The 24109-nt window shown below is 57.3% G+C and carries 22 protein-coding genes; 3 read left to right on the top strand and 19 right to left on the bottom strand.

Translation table 11 applies throughout. The features are described 5' to 3' along the window. Positions 1-140 precede the first annotated feature (140 nt). Complete coding sequence (locus ACQRC0_RS00225; protein WP_427726795.1) at positions 141-1079, bottom strand: NAD(P)/FAD-dependent oxidoreductase; 939 nt, start codon at positions 1077-1079, stop codon at positions 141-143. 213 nt (positions 1080-1292) lie between these two features. Here ACQRC0_RS00225 and ACQRC0_RS00230 point away from each other — a divergent pair, with 213 nt between their 5' ends. Continuing rightward, positions 1293-2498 carry an MGDG synthase family glycosyltransferase gene (locus ACQRC0_RS00230; protein ID WP_427726798.1) on the top strand — a complete coding sequence of 402 codons (1206 nt, stop codon included), beginning with the start codon at positions 1293-1295 and terminating at the stop codon, positions 2496-2498. Positions 2499-2961: 463 nt separating this feature from the next. Here ACQRC0_RS00230 and dut read toward each other — a convergent pair whose 3' ends face one another. From dut to ACQRC0_RS00245, 3 genes are read right to left on the bottom strand one after another with little or no spacing between them, the layout of a single operon-like run. After that, the gene (dut, locus tag ACQRC0_RS00235; RefSeq protein WP_427726800.1) at positions 2962-3405 is read right to left on the bottom strand and encodes a dUTP diphosphatase; all 444 of its coding nucleotides are present in this window, start codon (positions 3403-3405) and stop codon (positions 2962-2964) included. Positions 3406-3409: 4 nt separating this feature from the next. Continuing rightward, complete coding sequence (nrdR, locus tag ACQRC0_RS00240) at positions 3410-3853, bottom strand: transcriptional regulator NrdR (protein ID WP_427717459.1); 444 nt, start codon at positions 3851-3853, stop codon at positions 3410-3412. Positions 3854-3904: 51 nt separating this feature from the next. Then, positions 3905-4357: a LysM peptidoglycan-binding domain-containing protein gene (locus tag ACQRC0_RS00245; RefSeq protein ID WP_427726802.1), complete on the bottom strand. Its 453-nt coding sequence runs from the start codon at positions 4355-4357 to the stop codon at positions 3905-3907. A 160-nt stretch (positions 4358-4517) separates the two neighbouring features. Here ACQRC0_RS00245 and lexA point away from each other — a divergent pair, with 160 nt between their 5' ends. After that, positions 4518-5162, top strand: coding sequence for a transcriptional repressor LexA (lexA, locus tag ACQRC0_RS00250; RefSeq protein ID WP_427717464.1), 645 nt, complete (start codon positions 4518-4520; stop codon positions 5160-5162). After that, positions 5162-5866, top strand: coding sequence for a heparan-alpha-glucosaminide N-acetyltransferase (locus ACQRC0_RS00255; protein WP_427726804.1), 705 nt, complete (start codon positions 5162-5164; stop codon positions 5864-5866). The genes lexA and ACQRC0_RS00255 overlap by 1 nt, the downstream gene beginning before the upstream one ends. Here the strand turns inward: ACQRC0_RS00255 and hflX are convergent. The 15 genes from hflX to ACQRC0_RS00330 all read right to left on the bottom strand — a co-directional run bounded on the left by hflX (position 5851) and on the right by ACQRC0_RS00330 (position 23946). After that, the gene (gene hflX / locus ACQRC0_RS00260) at positions 5851-7140 is read right to left on the bottom strand and encodes a GTPase HflX (RefSeq protein WP_427726806.1); all 1290 of its coding nucleotides are present in this window, start codon (positions 7138-7140) and stop codon (positions 5851-5853) included. The two genes, ACQRC0_RS00255 and hflX, sit on opposite strands and share 16 nt — an antisense overlap. Next, complete coding sequence (gene miaA / locus ACQRC0_RS00265) at positions 7140-8078, bottom strand: tRNA (adenosine(37)-N6)-dimethylallyltransferase MiaA (RefSeq protein ID WP_427726809.1); 939 nt, start codon at positions 8076-8078, stop codon at positions 7140-7142. The genes hflX and miaA overlap by 1 nt, the downstream gene beginning before the upstream one ends. Further along, on the bottom strand, positions 8078-9448 hold the full coding sequence (gene miaB, locus ACQRC0_RS00270) for a tRNA (N6-isopentenyl adenosine(37)-C2)-methylthiotransferase MiaB (RefSeq protein ID WP_427726811.1): 1371 nt from the start codon (positions 9446-9448) through the stop codon (positions 8078-8080). The genes miaA and miaB overlap by 1 nt, the downstream gene beginning before the upstream one ends. A gap of 64 nt (positions 9449-9512) precedes the next feature. After that, a complete protein-coding gene (locus tag ACQRC0_RS00275; RefSeq protein ID WP_118079896.1) occupies positions 9513-9830 on the bottom strand; it encodes a stage V sporulation protein S in 318 nt (105 codons plus the stop codon). Between the two features lie 74 nt (positions 9831-9904). After that, positions 9905-10990: an ATP-binding protein gene (locus tag ACQRC0_RS00280; protein WP_427717475.1), complete on the bottom strand. Its 1086-nt coding sequence runs from the start codon at positions 10988-10990 to the stop codon at positions 9905-9907. A 1-nt stretch (position 10991) separates the two neighbouring features. Further along, positions 10992-12545, bottom strand: coding sequence for a ribonuclease Y (gene rny / locus ACQRC0_RS00285; protein WP_427726813.1), 1554 nt, complete (start codon positions 12543-12545; stop codon positions 10992-10994). A 257-nt stretch (positions 12546-12802) separates the two neighbouring features. Further along, the gene (locus tag ACQRC0_RS00290; RefSeq protein WP_427726815.1) at positions 12803-13495 is read right to left on the bottom strand and encodes a regulatory protein RecX; all 693 of its coding nucleotides are present in this window, start codon (positions 13493-13495) and stop codon (positions 12803-12805) included. An 11-nt stretch (positions 13496-13506) separates the two neighbouring features. Then, positions 13507-14655, bottom strand: a complete 1149-nt coding sequence (recA, locus tag ACQRC0_RS00295) for a recombinase RecA (protein WP_154516331.1) — start codon at positions 14653-14655, stop codon at positions 13507-13509. 257 nt (positions 14656-14912) lie between these two features. Further along, on the bottom strand, positions 14913-15428 hold the full coding sequence (locus ACQRC0_RS00300) for a CinA family protein (RefSeq protein ID WP_427717479.1): 516 nt from the start codon (positions 15426-15428) through the stop codon (positions 14913-14915). Positions 15429-15455: 27 nt separating this feature from the next. Further along, entirely contained in the window at positions 15456-16004 is a 549-nt protein-coding gene (gene pgsA / locus ACQRC0_RS00305) for a CDP-diacylglycerol--glycerol-3-phosphate 3-phosphatidyltransferase (protein WP_427726984.1), read from the bottom strand. 99 nt (positions 16005-16103) lie between these two features. Then, positions 16104-17453, bottom strand: coding sequence for a 30S ribosomal protein S12 methylthiotransferase RimO (gene rimO, locus ACQRC0_RS00310; protein ID WP_154516325.1), 1350 nt, complete (start codon positions 17451-17453; stop codon positions 16104-16106). Between the two features lie 26 nt (positions 17454-17479). Then, positions 17480-17977, bottom strand: coding sequence for a YajQ family cyclic di-GMP-binding protein (locus ACQRC0_RS00315; RefSeq protein WP_427726817.1), 498 nt, complete (start codon positions 17975-17977; stop codon positions 17480-17482). Between the two features lie 26 nt (positions 17978-18003). Then, the gene (locus ACQRC0_RS00320) at positions 18004-19494 is read right to left on the bottom strand and encodes a RodZ domain-containing protein (protein ID WP_427726819.1); all 1491 of its coding nucleotides are present in this window, start codon (positions 19492-19494) and stop codon (positions 18004-18006) included. Next, positions 19494-22274, bottom strand: coding sequence for a DNA translocase FtsK 4TM domain-containing protein (locus tag ACQRC0_RS00325; protein WP_427726821.1), 2781 nt, complete (start codon positions 22272-22274; stop codon positions 19494-19496). The genes ACQRC0_RS00320 and ACQRC0_RS00325 overlap by 1 nt, the downstream gene beginning before the upstream one ends. 1 nt (position 22275) lies before the next feature. Then, entirely contained in the window at positions 22276-23946 is a 1671-nt protein-coding gene (locus tag ACQRC0_RS00330) for a ribonuclease J (protein ID WP_117654800.1), read from the bottom strand. Positions 23947-24109 lie beyond the last annotated feature (163 nt).

The raw sequence follows: 24109 nt of genomic DNA on the forward strand, positions 1-24109 counted from the left end.
CGTTTTCTATATTGTATTCTAGATTATCTAGTTTTGCATACCACATAGCCGCTAAGTAAAAGTGGTTGGACAGCACATTGACGCACCGTCCAACCACTTTGTATAAAGATAGCAACCTTACATAAGATATATTATCGTACTTATCCTCGTAAGAAGGCGTATGCGCTGGTAGCCGCTATGGCTCCGTCCGAAACGGCGGTCACAACCTGGCGTAAACGCTTGGAACGGATATCGCCGGCAGCAAACAAACCCGGCGTGCGCGTGGCCATCGAGTCGTCGGTAACGATACCGCCGTCAGGCGCCAGATCCACCAGATGCTGTACAAGCTCAGTATGGGGCTGTGTTCCGGCAAAGACAAAGATGCCAAACGAGCCAGGATCAAAGAACTCGGAATAGGTATCACCAGTGGCGTTGTCCTTAAACGTGATAGTTGTAGGCATGGCCTCGCCCGATAGCTCCACAATACTAGTTTGGTACCTAACAGAAACATTATCTTTAGCGAGCACCTTTTGAACCACGCCATCGGGAGCACGGAACTGATCGCGGCGCAAGACGATGGTCACGCTGCTGGCAATTTCTGATAAGAACAGGGCTTCCTCGCAGGCAGCATTACCGCCGCCAATGACAAAGACCTGTTTGCCACGAAAGAACATGCCGTCACACGTCGCACAATACGAAACGCCGCGACCGCGATACGTATCCTCGCCAACAAAACCAGCAGAGCGCGGCGTGGCGCCCATGCAAGCGATAACACTCGAGGCCAGCGTATCGCCCGTATCGTGATGCACCGTAAACAGCGCCGCATCCGCATCGTAATCGATACCCGTAACCATGCTCCATGCAACCTGTGCTCCCAGGCCCTCTGCATGCTGCTGAAAACGCTCGCCGAGTTCGGCGCCGCTCAAGAGCGGAATGCCCGGATAGTTCTCGACCTCATTGGTTGTGGCGATCTGTCCTCCCGACATGCCCTGTTCAATCACGGTCGTCGTTAGGTTGGATCGCGCAGCATAAATGGCTGCAGCATAGCCCGCTGGGCCGCCACCGATAATCGCAACATCGATCGGCTGATTGGTAGTCATGGAGTGTCCTCTCATCGAAACATTGGCGTTCTTTGCGCTCATACCCAAATTTAGGAGAACATGACAGTCATGCACTACAATGATTCTTTGCGAAACAACGATGAAGGGGAGTTATCGATGGATCAAACGCAGATGGGCAATGACGCTCCCCTGCCCACGCAAAGCGCCCCCCAATCGGAACAATTGATGCCGTCACCTGGACAAAAGCCCTTAGTGACCATTGTCCACGCATCGGTTGGTTCGGGACACAAAGCGGCAGCAAACGCTATCGCGCAAGCATTCGAGCTTATACGCGGCACCAAGGGCATACCGCAGGATGTCGAGATTGAGGTCTTGGATATCCTCGATTTTGGACGCATAAAATTCGACGGCAACAAAACGGCCGCATCGTTTACCGGCGCCACACGCCCAATTTATGACTTGACCTGGCGATATACCCTTACCGGACACCTGCTTTGGGGCGGCGGCACGGCATGGTCGCGCATTATGTTCCCCGCATTTAACGAATACGTTCGCACTCGTAGGCCTATTGCCGTGGTCGCCACACATATCACGGCAGCCAACGTTGCGGTTGGTGCGCGCGTCATTACGGGCATCGATTATCCCGTCATTTGCGTGCCGACCGATTACGAAGTCGAGGGCTGGTGGCCCCATAAGGACACTGACTTATTCTGCGTGGCAAACGAGTTTATGGCCGAGACGCTCCGCCCACGCAAGGTACCTGAGGCAAAGATACGCATTACGGGCATCCCTATTCGCGCTGGATTTGACACGGATTACAATCGTAAGGAAGAACTCGAGAAGTTCAATCTCCCTACCGACAAGACCATTGTGCTGGTAATGGCCGGCGCCAGTTTACCTCAACCGTACGTTCGCTTTCGCGCGGCGATGGACCACACCCTCCCCTTCCTCCGTAGCTTCGAGGACATGCACTTTGTCTTTTTGCCGGGCAAGGACACGGAATACGCCACGCGCCTGAAAACGCTCTTCGAAGCCATGAAACTCGAAAACGTCACGGTCCTTGACTATGTCGATGACATGGCAGCGCTCATGCACGGATGCGATCTGGCCATTCTCAAATCGGGCGGACTCACTGTTACCGAATGCCTGTGTGCACACCTACCGATGATTCTGCTGGGCAAGTCCTATGGCCAGGAAAAGGCCAATACCACCATGCTCACCGACTTGGGCGCCAGCATGCATGTCACCACCGCACGCGAGCTCATCGTGACGCTGCGCCATCTCCACGACCATCCCGAGTCGCTCAAGGCACTGCTCATCAATGGCGAAGTGCTACGCCGTCCACACGCGGCCGAGGACATCGCCATCGCAACCATGGAACTTGTAGGCAAGCCCCAAAAGCGCAAACGAGCCTTCTGCCGCTTCTACTGGGGCGGAAAACCCGCTCATATCCGCTAGGGTCTTAATGTCCGCTTACCCGTGGGAGGCCCCTATATATCATCCCGTGCTCAAACATTCTCGCTTCGCTGCGAAACTGCGCGCGGGACGATATATAGGGGCCTCCCACGGGTAAGCTGCGTTTACGTATTAGCAGCTATACCAGATTCCCCACCATTAGAATCTGCAAAGGCAAAACCGGAAAATTCAAATGTAGTAAGTCAATGCGACAAAGGGACTGTTCCTTTGTCGCATTGACTTACTAGAATGTAAATAATTTTCAAGCGAGTAGCCGCCCGCCCGCCTCTCACACATATCGTTCCACGCGCAGTTTCGCAGCGAGCGAAGCGATGCGAGAATGTTTGAGCATGGAACGATATGTGTGAGAGGCGGGCGGGAGGGATGCGAGCGCCCCCGCGAGAATGTTTGAGCATGGGATGATATATAGGCGGGTCGGGCTGGTCAGCGGACAGTACGTAAACGACTAGGCGACGCCGCTGGAGCCGAAGCCTCCGTTGCCTCGGTCGGTTTCGTCTAGTTCGTCTACCTCCACGAGATTGACCGTGGGAACTTCTTGGATGACGAGTTGAGCGATTCGGTCACCCTTGTTGATCTGGATTTCATTGGATGGATCCAGGTTGATAAGGATGACTTTAAGCTCACCTCGATAGTGGGCGTCTATAAGACCGGGCGTGTTGACTATAGACAGACCCTGCTTAATAGCCAGGCCACTGCGAGGCTGAACGAAGCCAGCGTATCCATCGGGCAGCGCGATCGCAAGGCCGGTAGAGACCAAGCGTCGCTCGAAGGGCTTAAGGGTACAGTCCTCATTGGCACGGAGGTCCAAACCGGCATCTGTGGGATGGGCGTATTTGGGAAGCTCGATCGTAGGGTCGAGACGCTTAATGTTGACCGTAATGTTGGACATAAAATCACCTTAGCTTGTCGAGCTCTTGCAAAAACTCATCGATGTCTTTGAAATCGCGATAGACCGAGGCAAAGCGAATGTAGGCCACCTTGTCGATCTTGGCCAAGCGCTTAAGCACCATGTCGCCCAGGTCGTGGGACGTAACAGCCGTCAGCGTACGGGAACGCAGCTCCACCTCGATGTCATCGATGAGCTCATTGAGCTTTTTCGTGTCGATGTCGCGCTTAATCGTAGCGCGCATTAAGCCGACCAGCAGCTTATTGCGATCGAACCGCTGCCTTGACCCATCAGATTTGATGACCTCGATGGGGTCTTCGCATCGCTCGAATGTTGTGAAGCGATAGTTGCACGAACAACATTCACGACGGCGTTTAATGGTGTTATTAGATTCCTGCATACGGGAATCGACAACACGGGTATGTGCATTGCCGCATCTGGGACAGCGCATGGTACCTCCTCCAAAACGATAACAAGGGTACCATGTGCCGGAGTTTAAATCTTACGAACGCGAAGGAACTTTAAGAACGACACCCGCATCGAGTGACCCATGCTCCAGATGATTGACACTGCGAATTATGTCAGAAGTCTCCTGCGTAGAAAGACCGTCAACGGAATGCTCCTGAGCAAGCGACCACAAGGAATCGCCAGACTGAACACGGACGGTCTCATAGGTAACGTTAGATGCCGATTCGGCATATGCGGCGTGACGAGCGCTGAAGATCGAGGTAGCAAGTACAAAGAAGAGCGTGAGCGCAACGGCCAGGGCGACAATCGTCGAGGCCTTCAGAGCAACGGGGGCCGAAGTCGTGGCGACGCACTGGCTGCGGACGGGCTTTCCGGGCAGTGTTTGAAAACCAGATCGGCCGCCTTTGACAACCGTGAAAGCCGGCGCCGCAGGCGTCTCGAGCTTAAGGGCGAGGTTTCCCTGGACCATATCCGTTGCATTCATCATGTTCTCCTCTCGCGTTTTTTGACGAGAACTGTTTTATCAAGCCGCGAGGACAAAAAAGTCTAGCGCGGGAACGAGTGTTCGGTTATTATTATCTTCGAACAGTTGTTCCTGTCAAGCAAACATAGAACATTTGTTTGGGTTAGGTAGAGAGGAATCCCTGATGGCTCGCAAAATTACCAAGCGACAGCAGCAGATTTACGACTTCATCAAGGAGTATCAGCAGGAAAAGGGCTATCCGCCCAGCGTGCGTGAGATGGCTTCGGCTGTGGGTCTTTCCTCCCCTAGCACCGTACATGCGCATCTCTCCGCACTGGAAGCACGCGGCCTGCTCAAACGTGACGCCACCAAGCCTCGTGCCCTAGAGCTCTTTGACGAGGACGGAGCCTCCGTCTCCATCTCAAAGTCCGATGAGCCCACGGCACCCCGCGGAACCGTATCGCTACCCCTCGTGGGCCGTGTCGCCGCGGGGATCCCCATCCTTGCCGAGCAGAATATCGAGGACACCTTTACCATCCCGACCGAGATCGCAACGGACCAGGGGTCTTTTATCCTCGAGGTCCACGGCAATTCGATGATTAACGTCGGTATCCTTAACGGCGACTATATCATCGTTCGCGAACAGAAGAGTGCCATGAATGGCGAGATCGTTGTGGCCATGATCGATGGCTCCGCAACGGTCAAAACGTTCTACAAGGAGCAGGGACGAGTTCGCTTGCAGCCCGAAAACGACACCATGGAGCCCATCTATGCGACAAATCCGACGATCCTGGGCAAGGTTGTTGGATTGATGCGCCGGTTCTCGTAATGCAAAACCGCATCACGGTCTTTGATACCATTCGCGGATTTACCATGCTGTCGATGGCAGGATTTCATGCTTGCTACGATCTTGCCTATCTTTATGGTTGGGATATGCCCTGGTTTACTCAGACCATCTTCCAAGACATCTGGCGTGCCAGCATCAGTTGGGTGTTTTTGTTTATTGCCGGCTGGATGTGCACCCTCTCGCGCAACAACATCAAGCGTGCCGTCAAATATGCCGCTGCCGCTTTTGTTGTATGGGTCGCGACGACGCTCGTCTCAGTCGATGACTCGGTGAACTTCGGCATCATGTTCTGCATGGCGGCCTGCACCGCCATTGTCGCGCTCGCGCGTCCGGTGATCGTTAAAGTGCCGTCGGTATGGGGTTTAGCAATTTGCCTCACACTCTTTACCCTTACCTGGAGCATTCCTAAAACGGTTTATCCTATCCCCTATTTAGCTTGGCTGGGTTTCCCAAGCCCAGACTTTGTCTCTGGTGATTACTATCCAGTCATACCATTCTTATTTATGTACCTTGTAGGCTTCTTTGCCGCCCACACGACTCAGGAAGCAAACTATGAGGCGCCGGGATGGGCCTATGCGAATCCCATCCCGGCGCTCGCAAGTCTCGGGCGCCATGCGCTGCCGTTCTACCTGCTTCATCAACCGGTTATCTTGGGTGTACTGGAGCTGATTTACTCTGTTCGATAACGCTCGAGACGCGGTGCGATACGGGCTGGAAGCTTTGCCACAATACGAACGCCGTCCTCGAGGTATTCCTCGTGCAGAAGGGTTCCCTGTTCGTGCACGAGCGTGATTAACGCGCCCTCTCGATACGGGATATCGGCCGAGAGCAACACGTCCGTAGCGGCCGCTTCACGAGCGATGCGATCGACTAAGTCATCAACGCCCTCACCCGTCTGAGCCGAGAACAATACCGCCTCGGGATAGCGCCGGCGAAAGCTCAAGCGGTCGACGCTATCGAGCAGATCGATTTTATTGAACACGGTAAGCGTCAGGCGCTCACCGGCACCAATCTCGTCAAGGACACGATCAACCGCCTCAAGCTGACGTTCGTAATCCTCATCGGAAGCATCCACAACTTTAAGAACCAAATCGGCGCCGAGCACCTCGGAAAGCGTAGATTTAAACGCGTCGACCAGGCCATGGGGCAGCTTTTGAATAAAGCCAACGGTATCAGTGATCGTCATGCCACGGCCACCGGGTAAACGATACGAACGCGTCGTAGGATCGAGCGTGGCAAACAGCTTATCCTGCGAAAGTACCGTGGATCCCGTCAATCGATTAAGCAACGTCGACTTACCGGCATTGGTGTAGCCAGCCAACGCTACGCGAAACGCCGGCGATTCAATACGGCTTTTCGATTGCACATCACGACGTTGTTCAACCTGTTTCAATTCGCGTCGAAGAGCTGCGATCTTATCGCGAATCAGGCGACGGTCGACCTCGAGCTGGCTTTCGCCCTGGCCAAAACGCGATCCAATGCCGCCACGCGTCTGTTCCTTAGCAAGGTGGCTCCACATACCTCGCAGACGGGGCAGCAGATACTGCAACTGAGCCAGCTGTACCTGTAAGCGACCCTCACGCGTCTGAGCATGCAGGCCAAAGATATCCAAAATCAACGCCGTACGGTCAATAATCTTGACCGGTTCGCCCACGGCTTTCTCAAGATAGGACTGCTGTGAAGGAGTCAAGTCGTCGTCGAAGATTACAACATCCGCATCCATACGATGCACCAAACCGCATAGCTCCTCGACCTTACCGGAGCCGATAAACGATTTGGGATAAGGTTTAACCAGACGCTGAGACAAGCGTGCCACGCATTGGGCTCCAGCAGTGTGAGCCAAGCGCTCGAGCTCGTCGAGCGAACGGTCGAGCGGCCAGGCGTTATCGCGCCACTCAACACCAACCAAGACGGCACGCTCAGGTTCAGGCGCCGTGGGAACCAAGGGAAAACGTGCCATTAGGCAGCCTCAACACGACGGTAGATATCATCGACGACCTCATCGATCGTAAACTCATCCATATCGAACCACACGATGCGGTCGTCACGCTTAAACCAGGAAAGTTGGCGCTTGGCATAGCGACGTGAGCGCATCTTGATAAGCTCGCGGGCCTCATCCATGGTAATAGCGCCTCGCAAGGCATCAATAATCTCTTTGTAACCGATTGCCTGCATCGACGTGAGTGCATCACCCAGGCCCTGGTCCATAAGGCCACGGACCTCATCAACCAGCCCCTGCTCAAACATAAGGTCGACACGCAGGTTAATGCGCTCATACAGCACTTCACGGCTACGCGTCAGACCAAACCACAAGGCATGATAACGCTCACGTGGAACGCTGAATTTCGACTTCTGCTGGGCATACGACACACCGTCATCGTGCATCTCGAGCGCACGGATCACGCGGCGCACGTTATGAGGATGAATCACGGCAGCCGATTCCGGATCACGCTCGGCAAGCAGGGCATGCAATGCTTTCTCGCCAATACGCTCGGCAAGCTCCTGATAACCCGTGCGACGTTCGTCCTTGAGCTCTCCCGAAGGAAAATCCATTTCATCGAGTGCAGCCTTAAGATACAAGCCCGTGCCGCCGCAAAAGACCGGAAGCCGTTGCTCACCAAGCAAACGCTCGATATGCGCCCGGGCATCAGACTGATAGAGCGCAGCAGAATACGCGACGCCCGGGTCCACGATATCGACAAGGCGCAGGGGCACCGAGCACTCCTCAGGCATCATCTTGGCCGTACCGATATCCATACCGCGATAGATTTGCATCGCGTCACACGATAACACTTCAGACGACAGACGAGCAGCCAGGCGGTCGGCAACATCACTCTTGCCGACCGCCGTCGGACCGACGATCGCTACGGCAGAAAGGTTTGTGCCGGGGGAAACCATTAGCGAGGCTCACCCACAACGGAGCCAGACAGATACCACGTCTTGGCGACATCCACATCAACGTCGACGATTTTGCCGATAAGCTGATCGATGCAATAGCCAGCGGGAATCGGCGCATGCACTGTCTGGTTCTTAGGACTTTTACCAAGAAGGACAGCGTCGTTTTTCTTGCTCGTGCCCTCAATAAGCGCAGGCACCACGGTGTGAAGCTCGCCCTGGTTATACTCGTATGCCGTCGTCTCGATAACCTTGACCAGACGGTTAAAGCGCTCAAGGATAACCTCATGCGGGGTGGGATCATAGATCTCAGCTGCCGGGGTACCGGCGCGCTTGGAGTAAATAAACGTGTAGGCCTGGGCATAGCGAACCGTCTCGGCAAGCGAGAGCGTCTGCTCAAAGTCTTGCTCGGTCTCGCCCGGGAAGCCCACGATGATGTCGGTCGAAAGCGCAATTTCGGGCATACGGTTACGAATGCGATCGACCAGGCCCAGATAATCCTCGCGCGTGTACCGACGATTCATCTCTTTAAGGATACGCGTGGAACCCGACTGAACGGCTAGGTGAAGCTGCGGCATAACGGCAGGTGTCTCGGCCATAGCATCGATGGTCTCGGGAAGCAAATCCTTGGGGTGCGAAGAAGTAAAGAAGATACGCTCGACGCCCGTATCACCCACGGCGCGCAGCAGGTCGGCAAAGCGCGGCTTGCCAAAGAGATCGCGACCGTAGGAGTTAACGTTTTGTCCCAGCAGCGTAATCTCGCGCACACCCTGACGCACCAGACCCGTCACCTCGTCGACAATCTCCTCGAAGGGGCGGCTCTTCTCGCGACCACGGACGTACGGCACGATGCAGTACGTGCAGAAGTTGTTGCAGCCCGTCATGATGGGCACCCATGCATGATACTGCGTCTCGCGATGCCACGGCATACTCATAGCGTCCGTATCTTCATGTTCATTCGTGCGGATATGGCGCTTGCCATCCATAAACGCCTCGGCGATAAGCTCCGCCACGTGCGCAATCGAATGCGTACCAAAAATAACGTTGACGTTATCGACGTTGGTGAGCAAGCCCTCGCCATCGCGCTGAGCGATGCAGCCACCCACGGCGACCACACGCTTGCCCGAAGGAGAAGGAGGAAGACTCTTGCAGGAATTGCACTGACCATACAGGCGCGTATCGGCAGCCTCGCGCACACAGCACGTCATGAATACGACAATATCGGCATGCTCCGGATCGAGCGCCATAAGACAGCCATAGGAATCGAGCAAACCGCTCACGCGCTCGGAGTCGTGCTGATTCATCTGGCAGCCGAATGTGCGGATAAAATAGGTTTTACCGGCAAGAATATCGCGTACGAAGCGCTGGTCCATGAGCTTACATCCTAACGATGATATCGACGGGGCACAAAGGTGCTACAAACGTGCGAAAACTCGCTTACGCAACAGGCTTAACGTCGTCCATGACGACATTGTCCATAGCAGCCCGATTAATCTGGTGAACGTAGATAGAGAGACGGATTGCCGTGCGAGACTCCCCGTTAATGAGGATGTCAGAGAACACCGGCGCACAAGAGACATCAAAGCCAGTCGGAATCAAAAAACCTCGCGCAATGGCAACGGCCTTTATGGCCTGGTTGACGGCGCCGGCACCGACGCACTGAATGTTGACGGGAACGCCATCTTTGACCATACCGGCAATGGCGCCGGCAACGGACGCGGGCGATGATTTGCTTGATACCTTCAGGCAATCCATGAAGAAACTCCTGCGTTTAAAAGTACGTTTTAACTGCAATAACTGTATCGTACCGAGCGGACTCGGTAAAGATGCTACTCCTCTTTGGCAAGATCGAACGTCACGGTGATGCGATCACGTGAAACGCGAATCTTAGGGTCGCCGCACAGATTGAGGTAATACCGGGCGGCGAGGTCATTGAAGTCGCGCTCGACAGCACGCGAAAACTGCGCCATGTCATCCTTGGCAATGCGAAGGCCTCGACGGTCCTTGGCAAGATCGACTGGAGCCGGCAAATGCGAGGTGGAATCGCGCTCGCGCAGCAGACGCGCGCACACACCGCGAACGGGCTTAATCTGTCCTGACAGAATACGGTGGGCAGTACGCTCGGACATCTCGAGACCCAGCCCGGAGCAAATCCGGATAAAATCCTCGGCATCCGAAGCGAGACCTAAACGATCGATAACCGGAAGCTCACACTCGTCATCGATAAAGAGCAGGCGTGACGTATCGAGACGACTGGAAGCCTGGGCATACAGGGTGGCAGCGATCTCGGACGGAGAGCCCAGATACACGTCGCAGTCGCGCAGCTCCTCAAGGGCAAACTCGCAGGCTGCGCGAATGATGTTGTGAGGACCGCGAGCGCATACATAGCGGCCGTCTTCGTCTTTAACCGCCTGAGGCCAGCTCGACTGGTCGGCGCGCTCAGCCAAGCGATCGGTATCAACGCACACCTTAAACGCTGAGCCCAAATCGACGCCCGATGTAACAACGCGTGCCTCATCGGTGTTCTGCTTGATAGAGAACAGCGCCATACCACGACCGTGAACACCCCAACGGTCCATCTTCATGCTCTCGAGCTTGGAGGTGACACGGGCATCGAAGATACGCTCCTGCATATCCTGCGGCACACCCGAACCGTTATCCAGGAAGAGGAGGGTACGAACACCCTCCTCCTTGGTCGTGGCTAGATAGACCTTATCGGCTCCGGCATCGCGAGCATTACGCAGCATCTCGATGACAATGTCCTCTACATGCTGAATGTCATGCTTGGCCTGACGGCGCTCGGCTTCCGAAACGCGGAGGCGGACATACCCCTCGCCAAGGTTTTCCTCGACGCGAAGGTTGCCCTCCCCCGACATCGACGCGATAAATGAGATGAGCTCGTTCGCGTCGTTCATGTTATTTAGCGATATCGACGGCACGGCTCTCGCGAATCACGACAACGCGCACCTGACCGGGATACTCCATCTCTTCCTCGATCTGATGGGCGATATCGTGCGCAAGCACCGTGGACTGGGCATCGGAAATCTTGTCCGGCTGAACCATGACATGGACCTCGCGACCGGCCTGCATAGCATAGGTACGCTCGACACCGTCATGAGAGTTGGCAATCTCCTCGAGCTTCTCAAGGCGCTTGATGTAGCTCTCGGCCGACTCGCGACGGGCGCCGGGACGAGAAGCGGAAACAGCATCGGCAGCCTGGACCAGAACGTCGAGCACCGTGTTGGGGTCGACATCGGCATGATGGGCCTCGATTGCGTGGACGATAACGGGCTTCTCGCCATAACGGCGGGCAAGCTCGGCACCAATCACAGCATGCGGACCCTCAACGTCGTGGTCGATGGCCTTGCCCAGGTCATGCAGAAGACCCGCGCGCTTGGCGGTCACAACATCCAGACCAAGCTCGGAGGCCATGATGCCGCACAGGTCGGAGACCTCAAGCGAGTGCTGTAGCACGTTCTGACCAAACGAGGTGCGGTAGCGCAGGGCGCCCAGGGTTTTGACGATCTCGGGATGCAGGTCGTGGATTCCGGTATCGAAGGCGGCCTGCTCGCCGGCTTCGAGCACACGCTGCTGAACCAAGTCAGCAGCCTTGTGGTACATCTCCTCGATGCGGGCGGGGTGAATACGACCGTCGGCAATGAGGTTCTCGAGCGCCACGCGGGCGGTCTCACGACGGACCGGATCAAAGCTCGAAAGCACGACAGTCTCGGGGGTGTCATCGATCACAAGGTTGACGCCGGAAACCTGCTCGAAAGTACGGATGTTACGACCCTCGCGACCGATGATGCGGCCCTTAAGGTCATCGGAGGGAATATGAACGGACGTGACGGTGACCTCGGCGGTATGGTCGGCGGCACAACGCTGGATCGCCAGGGAGAGAATCTCCTGAGCGGTCTTGTGGCACTCGGCGCGGACCTGTTGCTCGGACTCACGGATGATGGTGGCCGCCTCATGGGTAACCTCGCCGCGGACCTTGTCGAGCAGCTCCTTGTGAGCATCCTCGCGCGTAAGGTCGGCAATACGCTCGAGCTCGGAGGTCTGCTTGGCGCAAAGCTCCTCAAGTTCGCGAGAGCGCTTCTCGACCTGACCGGCCTGGCTGGACAGCTGATGCTCGCGCTTATCGAGCGCATCGTTGCGTCGGTCGAGCGATTCCTCGCGCTGCATCACGCGATTTTCGAGCGCGCGAATCTCGCTCTTACGCTGCTTGTCCTCGGCCTCGGCGGCCTGTTTGTTCTTGATGATCTCTTCCTTAGCCTCAAGCAGAGCCTCTTTTTTGAGGGTCTCGGCCTGACGCTTAGCATCACCGATCAGGGACTCTGCCTGCGCGTGTGCCGACTGAATCTTTTCTTCGGCCTCGTGAAGACTACCCTGCTTGGCGGTGCGCATGTAGGCAATGGCGACGATGGCACCCAAAACAATGCCAACGAGCGCTGCAATGATAAGCGGCATGCTCACTCCTTTTTATGGATTCGTTACACAACAAAGCGAACCGTCCATACGAACGGCTCGCGACATTTGAGTAATATGGGCGCAGCTTATGCGGGTCGGATACAGATAAACATATAAACAAACTCATCGCAGATGAGCACATATCACAATGCAAATGACAGTAATTATCCTACGTTGAACCGCAACAACTGTCAAATTGACGCACCCAGCACGGCGCCTATCGAGCGGTGAACGGCAGGGGCGTAACGTGCGCATGCTTAAACGTCGCATTTCTCGCTTAAGGCATCAAGGCGCTCCTTAACGGCATCCGCGGCAATGTGATAGGAAAAGCCCTTGCCCATCAAAAATCTGACGAGCTTTTCGAATGCACGTGCCTCGGGAACGCGACGCTTAGCGAGCAAAGCCGATGCGCGAGCCAAGTCGTCATCCTCGGCAAAATAAGCCTCGGGATACCCTGGAATCTCATCAAGTGCAACATGGCGACGCTTGAGTTCAGTCTCGATTTTGCGCTGTCCCCAACCACGACGCTTACGCTCCTCGATAAAGTACGAGCAAAAGCGGTTCTCATCCAAAAAACGATACTCGATGGCACGATTGACGGCAAAGTCGATCGCGGGCTGACGAAAGCCATAGCGCGCCAACTTATCGCGCACCTCGCCTGTAGCATGATCACGACGCGAAAGCATCTCGGTCACCATGGTGAGCGCACACTTGCATTCGATAAGCTGTACCGCCTCGCGAAAGTCATCCCAGTCGCAGGGAAGATCGAGACGGTTCTGAACGTACACACGTGCCACACGCACGGGAATCCAAATGGACCGTTCAAAACCGCCCTCCAGATCGCAATCGATATGTGCACAGGGCTTTTTAGACGCATAACCGCTCGAGAACGAGGAGGCCGTCTTCTTATCCGGAAAAACGACCCTAGCCTCGGTCACCGTATACGACATGTCGGCATCCGTTACTCGTCGTCATCGTCGAGCATCGCGGAGCCATCGATGGCATACAGCTCGTCAAACTCCTCGGGGGCGGGCTGATCGGTCAACTCAACCTCGGAGGGGGCATCATCGTCATACTCAAGACCGCAGGCAAGGCGAACCTTGTGCTCGATCTCGTCGGCGCAATCGGGATGCTCGCGCAGGAACGTCTTAGCGGCCTCGCGACCGTTGCCGAGTTTGTCCTCACCATAGGCAAACCAAGACCCCATCTTTTTGCATATGCCGCACTCGACAGCCATATCCAGAATCGAGCCCTCTTTAGAAATGCCGGTGCCATACATGATGTCAAATTCGGCCGAGCGGAACGGAGCAGCCACCTTGTTCTTAACGACCTTGGCACGTACGCGATTGCCGATAACCTCGTCCTTGAGCTTGATGGTATCGATTTTGCGAATATCGATACGCACGGAAGAGAAGAACTTGAGTGCGCGGCCGCCTGTGGTGGTCTCGGGGTTGCCGAACATGACGCCGATCTTCTCGCGCAATTGGTTAATGAAGATGCAGGTTGTGTTGGACTTGGCAAGCGAGCCGGCGAGCTTGCGGAGCGCCTGACTCATCAAGCGAGCCTGCAGACCCACCGTCGTGTCACCGATCTCGCCCTCGATTTCTGCACGCGGAGTCAAAGCGGCAACAGAGTCGACGACGATGGCGTCGATGGCACCGGAACGCACAAGCATGTCAACGATCTCGAGCGCCTGTTCACCCGTATCGGGCTGGGAAATCAGCACCTCGTCGATATCGACGCCGATGCGCGCGGCGTAGGTGGGATCAAGCGCATGCTCAGCATCGATAAAAGCCACGACACCGCCCATGGCCTGCGCCTCTGCAAGAATCTCGAGCGAAAGCGTTGTCTTACCGGAGGACTCGGGGCCATAAATCTCAACGATACGGCCGCGCGGCACGCCGCCGATACCCAAGGCGGCATCGAGCGCCAGAGAGCCCGTCGGAATAGCCTCGACCTCGAGCTCGGGACCGCCGTCGCCATACCTCATAATAGAACCCTGGCCGAACTTCTTCTCGATCTCGGCCTTGGTAGTGGCGATCATCTCGTCGCGCTCTTTACCCGTCGTGCGCGTATGAACGGTACGTACGGGACCTGAATTCTTGGCCATGAATAGCCCTCCTCTTAACAACCTGAATCGATGATAAACGAACGGCTGTTCGTGGTCAACCGTTCAGGTTCATCATATGCACCCGTCCATTCCAAAACCCGACCAAACGCCGACCAATCACCGACCAAACGCTTGACCATGCCAATCGCAAATACGAGTGCTTGTACAAATTAAAGACATGTGCCAGCGCAAGCGCATTCCTTGCCAAAGGTCCCTATCTCCACAATTAAGGGGCCCTAAGGCCCCTTAAAACACGTCTATTCCATGGAATTGAGCACGCGGACAATGCGTTCCAAAGCCTCAGCGACCGCATAGGCGCGGACGCACGACCGATCACCCTCGTAGTGACAGCGCGCAGACTCAACGACCGTCGCTCCCCCATCGGCTGCACGATACGCCCAGCCGATATAGAACGTGCCGGCGGGGTCTTGCTCGGTGCCGCCGCCGGGCCCAGCGTAGCCCGTTGCGCTCACGGCGACATCGCTCTGATAGAGGTCCAGCGAGCCCGCGGCCATCTCACGCGCCGTCTGATGCGACACAGCGCTAAACCGATCGAGCGTTTCCTGCTCGACGCCGAGCACGCGATGTTTGATCTCATCGCAGTAGGTCACCGCACCGCCACGAAGCACCGCCGAGGCACCCGGGATATCGGCAATCGTCGAGGCGATCATGCCCGCCGTCAGCGACTCCGCCGTCGACACCGTCACGCCACGGGCACTCGCGCGCTCGACAATATCGCGCGCCAGCTCCTCGTTGTTTGCGGCGATCTGCAAATAAGACTCCGTCATACCCACCAGGACCTAGACCGAAAAGACGATCTTACGGCAGTTCCAGAAGTACTGGGCACCCGAGATAATGGTCAAAATGACGGCGATGACGTACAGGAAGCGCGACACCGAATAGACACCGAGCAGCAGCGACGCCGGCCCCAGCTGAAGACCGGCCATCGCAAAGACGCACAGATAGCCACAGATGGAAACCATCGTGGTCGCCGTCTTGTACTTGCCGAGCTTATCGGCGGCAATGACCACACCGGCAGCACTCGCGACCATGCGAAGTGCGCTCACCAACAGCTCGCGGAACAGGATAATGAACACGGACCACACGGTCACCGCACCAAAATCCAAGAACAGCAGCAAGGCCGAGAACACCAGCAACTTGTCGGCGATGGGGTCCAAGAACTTGCCGAAATCGGTGATCTCGTTGCGTGAGCGCGCCAGATAGCCGTCGACCTTATCGGTGCACGACAGGATCACATACAGAATGAAGGCAGCGGCGGCGAGCGGGCCGTCGAAGGTGCTCCAGTCCGTACCGGCAACGGCCCCATGAGACAGGGCCGAGACGATCATGAACACCGGAATAAAGACGATGCGAACGCACGTCACGATGTTGGCGGGCGTCCAAACGCTCGTCAGTTCCTTATTGCTCTCGTTTGCCACGACGCTCTCCTACTCCACAACATGGCCGATAAGCTCATAGCAGAAGCTATCGGTAAACTCGACGGTCAAAATATCGCCCACGGACGCCTCGCTGGCGTCCAGATGCACCGCGCCATCGGAATCGGGCGCCTGGAACCAGGCATGACCGATCAGCTCGGCGCCGTCCTCGGTCTCCTCGATACCGTCGACGATTACCTGGGCGCGCTCGCCCACATGGGCTGCCGTGGCGGCAAAACCCAGCGACTCGGCCAGATCCATGGCCTCCTGGGCGCGCTCGAGCTTGACCTCCTCATCGACCTGGCCCTCCATATTGGCGGCCAGGCTGCCCTCCTCCCGCGAGTAGGCAAAGACGCTCGTATAGTCAAAGCCGACGGTGTCCATAAAGTCGATAAGATCACGGAACTCGTCGTCGGTCTCGGTCGGAAAGCCGACCATGGCCGTGGAGCGAATCACGATGCCGGGGATACGATCACGAAGATCGCGGAACAGTTCCTCGAGCTCCTGACGCGAACCGGAGCGACGCATGGCCTTGAGGATGCGCGCGTCGCAGTGCTGCACGGGGATATCGATATAGGGCAATACCTCGGGCGTATCGCGAATCGTCTCGATAAGCTCGTCGGTCATGCCCTCGGGCTGCAGATAGAGCACGCGAACCCAGACGTTGTGCGGGCGCACAGCCTCGGCGACGGCACGCAGCAGCTGCGCCAGATTGCGCGGTGAGGCCTCAGCGGCGTCCTCATCGGCAAAGTCGGTGCCCCAAATGCCCGTGTCTTGGCCGATCAGCACGATCTCGCGCACACCGCCGGCAACCAGGTCGCGCACCTCGGAGATAATGCTTTCGGCATTGCGCGAATGATAGCGACCGCGAATGTAGGGAATCATGCAGAAGCTGCAAAAACGATTGCAGCCATCGGAGATCTTGACGTAGGCGACAGCGCCCTCGACGGTACGCTTGACCTGCGGGATATAGGCAGCGATTTCACGCTCCACACCAAGAACGCCATCGATGACAGAGACGATACCGTCTTCCTCATCGGCCTTCACAAATGCCGCGACCTCGGGCAGCTCGTCGGGCAGGTCGTCGCCGTAACGAGACGGCACGCAACCGCACATGACAATGGGGCAGGAGCGAACGCCGTCCTGCACCTCGTTAGCGAGCTCGAGCGTGGTCTCGATGCTCTCAGACGTCGCCGAGGTAAGAAACGAGCACGTATTGACAATGGCGATATCGGCATCCTGAGGATCGAATGCCTCCTCGTAGCCCGCAGCGGTCAGCAGCGAACGCATGCGGTCGGTATCGACCTCGTTCTTGGCGCAGCCAAGCGTGATATAGAGTACGGAACCCAACGGAGTATCCATGTTGGAGAGCGGTCCTTTCGAGTAAATTAGCGGTAGTTGGTAAACTGCAGCGGCTGGCCGTAGTCCTGTTCGCGCAGGAACTGAATCACCGTCTGTAAAGCGTCCTTAGAAGCCGAGGAAACGCGCAGCTTATCGGCCTCGATGGTCACCTTGACCTTAAGCTTTTGATCCTTGATGTCTTTATTGATCTTCTTTGCGGTCGTCTGGTCGATGCCCTCGACGATATGACCGAGCACGTGCACGGTACCGCCCGAAGCCGCCTGCGGGGTGTCCCAAGAGACAGCCTTGAGGTCGATACCGCGCTTGATGAGCTTGGAGCTCAAAACATCGATGATCTGCTTGGAGACAAAATCGGCCGGAGCGTTAATCGTAAAGAGCTTGTCGCCCTTCGAAAGCTCGATGGTGGCGCCGGAGTCTTTAAGGTCATAGCGCTGGGAAATCTCGCGGGCGGTCTGCTGGAAGGCGTTATCGACCTCCTGCATGTTAACCTCGGACACAACGTCAAAGCTGGAATCTTTAGCCATGGTTCTTCCTTTCGGTACGGGGAGCCTTAGTAGCTGTCGTACGAATAGTCATCTGTATTGTTCACTGTCTGGTCGTCGGATGCCGTGTCGGTGCCGACGGTAGACTGGGCATCGGTGCCGTCGGCATTATCGGTACCGCCGGCATTAACGCCGTTCTCGGAGTCGGCGGTCTCCTTCTTGGGAACGGTAATGGTCACGCGCGCCACACCCGATGTCTTGGTGTCATAGCGAACCTTTTCACCATTCTTGGTGACCGTGACATCGGAGGGCTTGGACGTGGTGATCTCAATCGAGGACTCGGGCGTGTACTCCTGCTCAAAAGGACCGGTCGCTTGAGCGCCATAGACCGATTTACCGTCGACCTTGACCTCGATCCAGGCGGTCTTGCCCTTGGCAACAGAGACCTTGACCTTGGTGACCTCGTCCTCTTCCTTTTCCACCGTCGCCTTGGCGGCATCGGAACCGGCCGCATCCGTCGCCTCGTCGGCGTCTTCGTCCTCGTCAGTGGATTCGGTCTCCTTGGAAGATTTCTTAGTCGTCGTCTTGGTAGCAACGGGTGTCTCGGGCGTCGACTCGGGTGCAGCAGAGCCGCAACCACGCAGGAGTACCACGATGAGCAAAATCAACAGTAGCACCACGGCACCGATGCCGACGTAAACAATGCGCGGATCGATCGTGTTGTATTGAGAGGCGCGCCCAACGCCGCGTCCGCGATTGGAGCTACCACGACCATTACCCTGCGGTATGCGGCCGCGACCGCTATCGGGACGACCACGATAGCTACTCTGGCGCTGCGAACCCCGCCGGCCCGGACGCGGCGCAAGCTCGCCACGGCCCTGATAGCCGCGCTGGCCAGAACGAGGCGCCGAAGAGCGCTGCCCATAGGGCTGGGATTGCGAACGGAGGCGCGGCGTCACCTGCGTGGTATCGGCGTCGGAATAGCCATCGCGGGAACGCCCGGCGGGTACTCCGCGATAGCTACGACCGGAGTATCCACCGTCGCCGTAACCGGCGCGAGGATCGCGACTCAACCCGCGAGCGGCGGGAAGCGCACGGTCATCTGGCAGGGGCGTACTGCGAAAACGATCTCGCTGAGAACGAATTTCCTCGCTGGAGCCCGTCTCGGTGATATAGCCCGCTTGCGGAGGGCGCTGGCCGTACCGTGTCGTACGACCACCCTGAACCATCAAAAAACGACCGTTATCGACCGAAGAACGCGAGTTAACGTAGCCGGCAGCATCCTGAAAACGACCGCCCTGCTGCGAGGTATCGCGTTCATATGCCATGAGGTCGTCAAAATAAGCGTTGACGACCTCGCGCGGGTTAAGCCCCAAAAAGCGAGCGTAGCTCGAAATCATGCCCTGCGCATAGCCACGCGGAGGCATCGATGCAAAATTACCAGTCTCGAAAAACTCGATGATCTGCGGCCTGATTTTGATGGTGTTGGCGACCTGCTGGATGGAAAGGCCCATCCGGCGACGCTGCTCGAGCAGCATGTCACCAAAGCGTGCAGCCATCAGAATCCTCCAAACTCACGATCTTCACGTACCATCTCGGCGTCGACAGACTCCAGCGCGGCAAGCCCTTCGTCATCCAGCAGGACCTCGCGCGGCTTGGAACCGTCGGGCGGGCCGACGACGCCCTTTTCTTCCAGCATGTCCATAATACGCCCGGCGCGCGCATAGCCAACCTTGAGGCGGCGTTGCAGGCCAGATGTGGAGCCAAGCTGCGATTCCACCACAATATGGGCGGCCTCCCAGATAAGCGGGTCGTCATCCTGCGGCTCGGCAACGCCCGTGCGAACAATGCCGCCACCAGCCATGGACATGGAAGCAGGCGCCACGGCAGACAGAATCTCCTCGTGATAGTCGGGCTCGCTTTGCGACTTAACGAACTCGACGATCTCGTTGATCTCATCATCCGAGACAAAACAGCCCTGGATACGGCGGGGCTTGCCCCAGTCGACCTTGGAGAACAGCATGTCGCCCAAACCGGTGAGCTTTTCGGCGCCCATCTGGTCGATAATGACGCGGGAATCGATGCCCGTGGCCACGTTAAAGGCGATACGATTGGTGATGTTGGCCTTAATGAGGCCCGTCACCACGTTGGAGCTGGGGCGCTGCGTAGCCACGATAAGGTGAATACCGGCGGCACGGCCCAGCTGGGCGATACGAACGATCGAGGCCTCGACATCCTTGCCGGCAACCATCATCAGGTCCGATAGCTCGTCGATGATAATGACCAGATAGGGCATCTTTTGCGGCGGGTTATCGTAGTGTTCGAACTCGCCGGCGGCCTGCTTTTCGTTATACGTCGAGATCTTGCGAACGTTGAGGCGCTCGAAGACCTTCAGGCGACGCTCCATCTCGGAAACAGCCCATTGCAAGGCACTCGCAGCCTGCTTGGGTTCGGTCACCACGGGCACATAGAGATGGGGCAGGCCGTTATAGCCGGCAAGCTCAACGCGCTTGGGGTCGACCATGATCAAGCGAACGTCCTCGGGAAGCGCGCGCATGAGCAGGGTCGTGATGATGGAGTTGATCATGACCGACTTACCCGAACCGGTGGTACCGGCAATAAGCAGGTGGGGCATCTTGGCGAGGTCGGCGACGACGGGCGTACCCTCGGCATCGCGGCCGATAGCCAGCTCGAGCGGACCGCCCTTCACATAGGGAAGCACGTCGCCCAGGTTAACGTTCTGGCGCTTGCGATTGGGAATCTCGATACCCACAAGCGAGGTGCCGGGAATCGGCGCAAAGATACGCACCGACTGGGCGGCAAGCGAAAGCGCGATATCGTCCTCGAGGCTCGAAATCTTGCTCACGCGCTCGCCCTCGCCGGGCTGCAGCTTAAAGGTCGTCACCGTGGGACCGGCAATCCAGCCGACGACACGAGCGCTACGGCCAAACTCCAGCAACGTGGACTGCAGCGACTCGGCAGTCTGCTCCAACTCCTTGTCAGAAGACGCGGCGGACGCCGACTGCGGGTTGGCGTGCAGGATTTCGAGCGGCGGGAGTTTGAGGCCATCCTCTTGCTCGCCCTCGACATCGGCAGCGGTGCCGTCAGCTCCCCCATCGCCGGCTGCAACAGGAGCAGCGGAAGCCGTAGGGGTGGGGGCATCGGCAACCTTGGGGTGTTTCAGGAAATCGGGGATCTGAGGGGCAGCAGAAACGGGGTTCACGGCAAACGGCGGCTCGGACTCGTCGACCTTGTCCGGGTCGTCTTCCATCGAAAGCTGTCCGGTGACCTGTCCTCGCCTGTCTTGGCGACGCGGCAGCAAAGTTGTCTTGGCGGTCTCGAGCGGACACTCGTCATCCTCGTCATCGCCCGCGGTGAGCTCGATTTCGCTGTCGGACCAAGACGGGTCGGGCTCACTCGTGTTGAGCTTAGGCGCGGACTTGCCATTCTTGGCATGGCGACGCGGCAGCAGCGTAGTCTTGGCGCGCTCGGCCTCCACAGCCTCGGACACGTCGACAAACGGATCATCGTCCTCGTCATCATCGTCCAAAACCGGGTCCGCATCATTGCCCATGACCGTGGTCACGGCCATATCGGAGCCCTTCTGACGAAGAATGCTCAGGTGCGGACGGGCGACGCCGGGAACCGACAGGGCCTCTTCGTCGCCCCACGGGCTCGCATTGACATCGGCACGACGGCGCTCGGCAAAATCGGCAGCGCGATCGCGCGCAGAGCGCAAAACGCCACCCACCGAAAAGCCGATGATGACAAAGCCAACGACGGCCAAACCCAACAGGACCACCATCGCGATAGGTTTACCCAGGGCATTCTGCAGCGCACTCGCAATAAACGCACCGATGTAGCCACCCGAGGCGGACAGGTTTTGCGGCACAAACATGAGGTCGCACGAATCGCTCGTGCCCGGCACCATCAACGAAAGAATGGAGACGACGGCGATAAAGACAACGGCGCCACCCGCGACCGAGCGAATGTTGAGCGGCGAGTCCTCACCCAAAAAGAGCGTGGCGGCAAACAGCAAAATGACGATCGGCAGCACGTAGGCGCCCAGGCCAAAGCCAAGATGGTAGAAACCGGCAACCGCTGCCGTCACGGGTGCCGTTGCCGGAGAAATCACGGCAATGAAAGACGCAATCGCCAAAACGGCAATGACCACGCCGGCGATATCGCGGTTGGCCGAAGGCTCGACCAGGGGCTCAAAATCGTCGAACTCGGCCTCGTGGCCCTTATTGGCACGAAGATGGGAACCGGCACCCTTAGCAGATGCCGGTTGGTTGTTGGCTTTATTGCCTTTGGCGTTATGTGCAGATCCGCGCGCCAAACTAAACCTCCATAACGACCGGGATGATCATCGGACGGGTGCGCGTACGGCTCCAAATGAAGTTGGAGAGCGAATCGCGCACGGCCTTGCGAATGGCATCGGAGCCGCTGCTCGTAAAGCTAAACTTGCCCTTCTCGATTGTCTTCATGATGGATGCGGAGGCATCTTCGGAGAACTGGTCATCGATGGCAAAAGAAACACCACGGCCCGAGAACTCAATAGCCTCGATCTTCTTATGCTTGAGCGAAACGATGGCGACAGCCGTGACCATACCGTCATTGGCAAGCTTCTGACGATCGCGCAGGACGATGGGGTCGGTATCACCGATGCGCAGGCCGTCGACGTAGACGACACCGGATTCGACGGGCGTGCCGCGCTTGACAATACCACCGCGCATCTCGAGCGTGTCGCCGTTATCGAGGATAAAGATGTGATCATCCTTAATGCCCATCTTACGGGCAAGCTGGGCATGGGCTCGCAGGTGCACGGCCTCGCCGTGAACCGGCATAAAGTAGGTGGGCTTGGCCATGGCCATCAGGAGCTTGAGCTCCTCTTGGCTGCCGTGACCCGAGACGTGAACGAGGGCGCGGTTCTTGTCCCACACGTCGCAGCCAAGCTTGGCCAGGCTGTTGACGACCTGCTGGACGGCCTTCTCGTTGCCGGGAACAGGGGTCGCCGAGAGGATGACGGTATCGCCCTCGTGGATGGAGAGCGTCTTGTGCTCGCCGTTGGCCATACGGGACAGTGCCGACAGCGGCTCGCCCTGAGAGCCGGTGCACATGACGACAATCTTGTCGTCAGGCAGGTTATCGATATCGAAGGCATCGATGATATCGGCATCGTCGATGTTGAGGTAGCCCAGCTCGCGCGCCACGCGGGTGTTGGTGAGCATGGAACGTCCGGTCACGACGACCTTGCGGCCGCACTTGCGGGCGGCGTCGCAAATCTGCTGCAGGCGATGGATATGGCTCGAGAACGACGCGACGAACACGCGGCCCGGGGCATTCTTGATGGCGTGCAGCAAGTTGGGGCCGACTTCGGCCTCGGACTTGGTAAAGCCCGGAACCGTGGCGTTGGTGGAGTCGGAAAGCAACAGGTCGATGCCCTGCTTGGCAAAGCGACTGATGGCGGCATAATCGGGCGTGACGCCATCGATGGGCGTCTGGTCGAGCTTAAAGTCGCCCGTGTGCATAACGGTGCCCTGGTTGGTGCGAATGAATACGCCCAAAGCGCCCGGAATTGAGTGCGTCATAGAGAAGAAGTCGAGCGAAATGCCACCAAGATTGACATGGCTACCGCCCTTGACCTCGCGGAACTTTGGCGCGCGGATGCGGAACTCGGAAAGCTTGCCCTCAATGAAACCAAGCGTCAGCTTGCTCGAGAAGATGGGCACCTTGTTGTTGAGGTCCTGCAGCAGGTACGGAAGCGAACCGGTATGGTCCTCGTGGCCGTGGGTGACGATGATGCCGCGGAGCTTCTCCTCGTTCTCCAGAACATAGGTGTAGTCGGGAAGCACCAAATCGATACCGGGCTGGGAGTCGTCGGGGAACATAAGGCCGGCGTCGACGAGCACCATGTCGTCGCCGCACTCGAAGACCGTCATATTCTTGCCGATGCCGTCAAGGCCTCCGAGCGGAATGATCTTCAAGGGAGATGATTTTTTAGCTGCCATAGGTTCGTGCGGTTTCCTTTCTTCGAAACGGGTCTGGAACAACCGACGGGGCGCTTCTGGCAAACCGACCGCCGGGAACGTACAAACATGCATCACGGAGTCGATGCAGTAACCGCATTATGATACCCATTTGCCCACCAACAGACCAGCCATGCATCAAAGC

The sequence above is a fragment of the Collinsella sp. SGI.033 genome, assembly GCF_050315135.1.
Classification (GTDB): domain Bacteria; phylum Actinomycetota; class Coriobacteriia; order Coriobacteriales; family Coriobacteriaceae; genus Collinsella.

Bases quoted from the DNA above. Each gene is read 5' to 3' on its own strand.
- ACQRC0_RS00225 (WP_427726795.1), bottom strand. From the start codon at position 1,079: ATGACTACCAATCAGCCGATCGATGTTGCGATTATCGGTGGCGGCCCA.
- dut (WP_427726800.1), bottom strand. From the start codon at position 3,405: ATGTCCAACATTACGGTCAACATTAAGCGTCTCGACCCTACGATCGAG.
- nrdR (WP_427717459.1), bottom strand. From the start codon at position 3,853: ATGCGCTGTCCCAGATGCGGCAATGCACATACCCGTGTTGTCGATTCC.
- ACQRC0_RS00245 (WP_427726802.1), bottom strand. From the start codon at position 4,357: ATGATGAATGCAACGGATATGGTCCAGGGAAACCTCGCCCTTAAGCTC.
- lexA (WP_427717464.1), top strand. From the start codon at position 4,518: ATGGCTCGCAAAATTACCAAGCGACAGCAGCAGATTTACGACTTCATC.
- ACQRC0_RS00255 (WP_427726804.1), top strand. From the start codon at position 5,162: ATGCAAAACCGCATCACGGTCTTTGATACCATTCGCGGATTTACCATG.
- hflX (WP_427726806.1), bottom strand. From the start codon at position 7,140: ATGGCACGTTTTCCCTTGGTTCCCACGGCGCCTGAACCTGAGCGTGCC.
- miaA (WP_427726809.1), bottom strand. From the start codon at position 8,078: ATGGTTTCCCCCGGCACAAACCTTTCTGCCGTAGCGATCGTCGGTCCG.
- miaB (WP_427726811.1), bottom strand. From the start codon at position 9,448: ATGGACCAGCGCTTCGTACGCGATATTCTTGCCGGTAAAACCTATTTT.
- ACQRC0_RS00275 (WP_118079896.1), bottom strand. From the start codon at position 9,830: ATGGATTGCCTGAAGGTATCAAGCAAATCATCGCCCGCGTCCGTTGCC.
- ACQRC0_RS00280 (WP_427717475.1), bottom strand. From the start codon at position 10,990: ATGAACGACGCGAACGAGCTCATCTCATTTATCGCGTCGATGTCGGGG.
- rny (WP_427726813.1), bottom strand. From the start codon at position 12,545: ATGCCGCTTATCATTGCAGCGCTCGTTGGCATTGTTTTGGGTGCCATC.
- ACQRC0_RS00290 (WP_427726815.1), bottom strand. From the start codon at position 13,495: ATGTCGTATACGGTGACCGAGGCTAGGGTCGTTTTTCCGGATAAGAAG.
- recA (WP_154516331.1), bottom strand. From the start codon at position 14,655: ATGGCCAAGAATTCAGGTCCCGTACGTACCGTTCATACGCGCACGACG.
- pgsA (WP_427726984.1), bottom strand. From the start codon at position 16,004: ATGATCGTCTCGGCCCTGTCTCATGGGGCCGTTGCCGGTACGGACTGG.
- rimO (WP_154516325.1), bottom strand. From the start codon at position 17,453: ATGGATACTCCGTTGGGTTCCGTACTCTATATCACGCTTGGCTGCGCC.
- ACQRC0_RS00315 (WP_427726817.1), bottom strand. From the start codon at position 17,977: ATGGCTAAAGATTCCAGCTTTGACGTTGTGTCCGAGGTTAACATGCAG.
- ACQRC0_RS00320 (WP_427726819.1), bottom strand. From the start codon at position 19,494: ATGGCTGCACGCTTTGGTGACATGCTGCTCGAGCAGCGTCGCCGGATG.
- ACQRC0_RS00330 (WP_117654800.1), bottom strand. From the start codon at position 23,946: ATGGCAGCTAAAAAATCATCTCCCTTGAAGATCATTCCGCTCGGAGGC.